This window comes from Robiginitalea sp., from assembly GCF_049588695.1.
Lineage (GTDB): Bacteria > Bacteroidota > Bacteroidia > Flavobacteriales > Flavobacteriaceae > Robiginitalea.
On record NZ_JBAVZJ010000379.1, the window covers coordinates 1 to 3,469 of the forward strand.

Genomic DNA, 3,469 nt, shown 5'->3' on the forward strand with positions numbered 1-3,469 from the left:
AAAATACATTAGCATGCAATACGAAGGGGTTCTGCGAAAAATGCAAACGGAATTTGAGAATCCAATAGCCTATTACCTGGTCTTTCCTGACGATTTTATTCATATGAACCTCCTGCTGGGTCGTTCCCTCTCCGTTCGGTTTTTAAAATACGAATGCCTGGGGTGTGGAGCCGATCTCCCAATTTTTCGTCAGGGGTATTGTAAAAACTGTTTTTTTGAACGACCTCAGGCCGGGGAATGGATTATGCACCCGGAGCGCAGTAAGGCCCATATCGGGGAAGAGGATCGGGATCTGGACTATGAAAAAAAAGTACAGTTACAGCCACATATTGTCTATCTGGCAAATTCCAGTAATGTAAAAGTAGGGGTGACACGCAAGTCTCAAGTCCCGACGCGCTGGATTGATCAGGGGGCTCATGAGGCCATCGAAATCGTCGAAACGCCAAACCGGTATCTGGCAGGGATAACCGAAGTGGCCCTGAAAGAACACGTAGCGGACAAGACACATTGGCGTAATATGCTCACTAACAAGCTCAAAGACGAAGACCTCTCAGAATGGAGGGAAAGACTTCGTCCGTTTATTCCTGAGGAAGCTGCTGACTACTTTATCGCAGATACACAGGAGACCGAAATACACTTTCCGGTACTGGCCTACCCCACTAAAGTAAAAAGCCTCAACCTGGGTAAAAACCCCGAATTCAAAGGAATCCTAAAAGGGATCAAAGGTCAGTACCTGATCTTTGAAGACGATACCGTATTTAATGTCCGTGGGAATGAAGGGTACTATGTGGCCCTGGAGTTGGGGTGAGGAATTCAAGTTGGCAGTTGGCAGTAGGCAGTGGGGAAAGTTCAAGGTTCAAAGTTCAAGGTAAAAGTTGGCAGTAAGCAGGGGCAGTAGGCAGTGGGAAAAAGTTCAAGGTTCAAAGTTCAATGTTTAAGAGCCTGCGAACTGGGACTTCCTACCGGGGACTTCGAGACAGGTTCAAGGTTCAAGGTAAAAGTTGGCAGTGACCAGTTGCAGTGGGCAGATGGTTCAGGGTTCAATACGATTTAGACTGCCTGGTGCTACTGCTACTGCTTGCGATTACTGCCAACTGCAACTGCCAACTGCTACTATCAAATGCTATTGCCCACGCGGAGAATACTTTTCCAGAAAACATGACTCACGACCTCGCGTTCCTAAAAATTAAGGTCGATTTCATCATTGCGCTCTAAATTAAACCTACGGCGCATCAGATACACAAAGAAGTACAGAAACGGGGTATCCAGAAAGGCGATCATAATTTTAAAGATGACCCCACTGATTACCAAACCGTAAAACATAGACCAGGGAAGCACTCCAAAAATGCAAAGCAGGCCCACTACGGTCGTGGTATCTATAATCTGGGAGGAAAAGGTAGAGAAGTTATTTCGAAGCCAAAGGTATTTTCCCCGGGTCAACCTTTTCCAGAAGTGATAAATGGCTATGTCCACGTACTGGGCAAAAAGGTAAGCAATCATCGAGGCCAGCACAGCTATGGGGGACAGGGCAAATACCCTGCTAAATAGCGGATCATCCACAGGAGATGCCTCAATGGCCGGAACCTGGTCGGCCAGGAGTACAATACCCATGGAGAAAAAAGATGCAAAGATCCCGGCGGTAACCACCTGATTCGCCTTTTTTCTCCCATAAATCTCAGAGATTAAATCCGTGATTAAAAAAGTAATGGGATAGGGCAGGATACCGACGGAAATCTCAAATAATGGAGCTCCGAATAAGGTGATATCTCCAAAAGGTTTCCAGTAAAAGAACTTTTGAAAAATCAGGTTGGAAACGACCAAAGAAGTAATAAAAAGGGCTCCCAGATATAAATAAATCCGATAGGCCGCTCGCTGGTCAGCAGGACTCATCGGCTATTTGATATTAAGGGTAAAAGGCAATCTGGCCTGAATGCCTTCCTGCTCAAATATTTGCTTCAATGCGATAAGGGTCTGGCCCCACTCAGGGCCCAATTCAGTTTTAATCCACTGCTCAGTACTCATTTGGCCTCCCCCCAAATCTTCCATAAGCCGTTCAATACCCGTTTTGAACCTCGGTAAAATCTTCAATTTAAAATCTGTAATATCGGCCATGTCTGCAGCCATTTGCAGGGCTTCCGGCATCCCCCCCAGCCCATCAATCAGGCCGTTTTCCAGAGCCTGTTGCCCACTCCAAACCCGGCCCTGGGCCAGGCTATCTGCCCGGGCTTTACTTATCTTCCGGCCCGCTGAAACCCGATCTAAAAAAGTTTGGTAGGTCTGATCGATCCCCTCCCGAAGCACTTCCCTGAAATCATCGCGCATGGGTTCAAAAAACGAATAATCCATAGAAAAATGATGTGTCCCGACCTGTTCGGCGTTAATCCCCACCTTCTGTGATATCCCATTCAGATTGGGTACGGTCGCAAACACCCCGATGGAACCCGTTATCGTATTGGGTTCTGCCAGGATTTTATCCCCACCCACGGCCATATAGTATCCACCTGAAGCAGCTACATCACTAAGCGAAATAACCACGGGCTTTTCCTCGCGGGTCAGTTGGAGCTCCCTCCAGATGATCTCAGAGGTCAGCGCACTACCCCCCGGGGAATTGATCCGAACTACTACCGCTTTGACGTCCTTATCTTCACGGGCCGTCCGTAAAGCCTTTGTCATTTTACCCTGACCGATAATATCCGGACTGCCTTCCCCATAGCCAATTTCCCCCTGGGCATAGACCACAGCGATCTCATTCGCACCCTTGTACACCGAATTTTTACGCGAATACCGCATATAGCGCTGCAAGTTGATAAACTCCGGATGTTTGCCGCTACCCCCACTCTCCCGAAGGAGTTTATCCTCATACTGATCTGCATACACAATGCCATCAACCAGTCCGAGGGCAAGGGCTTTCTCCGGGGTTCTGGCCTCTAAAGAATCTGCGATACGGTCCAGCGTCGCTGCCGGGATACTCCGGCTCTCCCCTATTCCATCGCGCATGCTCTCCCATAAGGAAAGCATCAGGCTGCCGAGTTGTTCGCGGTTATCCGGGCTCATAGTATCCGAAAGAAAGGGTTCTACGGCACTTTTGTATTTTCCATGCCGGACAACCTCCATTTTAAGTCCGGATTTTTCCTGAAACTCTTTAAAATAAAGTACTTCAGCCGCTAGACCTTTAAAGTCCAGATTTCCCGTAGGATTGATAAAAACACTATCGGCAATACTGGAGAGGTAATAGTCTTTTTGAACGTAGAAATCTCCATAGGCATAGACGAATTTCCCGGATTCCCTGAAGGCTGAAAGAGCATCCCGGATGGCCTTCGTCTGAGCCATACCGGCCATCAGAAAAGGGGTGCTTATGCTAATGCCCTGAATGCGATCGTCTTTCTTAGCCACTTCAATGGCCTGTAAGATCTGATCCAGTCCCATTTTGGGTTCAAAGAACAGTGTCGTAAACGGATCGTCAGGGTCC

General features: G+C 47.8%; 3 protein-coding genes. 1 reads left to right on the plus strand and 2 read right to left on the minus strand.

The genetic code is table 11. The features are described 5' to 3' along the window. The first annotated feature begins 13 nt into the window (after positions 1-13). A complete protein-coding gene (locus WBV75_RS09005; protein ID WP_424120295.1) occupies positions 14-808 on the plus strand; it encodes a DUF2797 domain-containing protein in 795 nt (264 codons plus the stop codon). Between the two features lie 371 nt (positions 809-1,179). Here the strand turns inward: WBV75_RS09005 and WBV75_RS09010 are convergent, their stop codons facing one another. Further along, positions 1,180-1,890: a queuosine precursor transporter gene (locus WBV75_RS09010; protein WP_424120293.1), complete on the minus strand. Its 711-nt coding sequence runs from the start codon at positions 1,888-1,890 to the stop codon at positions 1,180-1,182. Between the two features lie 3 nt (positions 1,891-1,893). Then, on the minus strand, positions 1,894-3,469 hold a 1,576-nt coding region (gene sppA, locus WBV75_RS09015; RefSeq protein WP_424120294.1), incomplete at its 5' end, for a signal peptide peptidase SppA.

Coding starts and splice junctions, on each gene's coding strand:
- WBV75_RS09010 (WP_424120293.1), bottom strand. CDS start 1,890: ATGAGTCCTGCTGACCAGCGAGCGGCCTATCGGATTTATTTATATCTG.
- WBV75_RS09005 (WP_424120295.1), top strand. CDS start 14: ATGCAATACGAAGGGGTTCTGCGAAAAATGCAAACGGAATTTGAGAAT.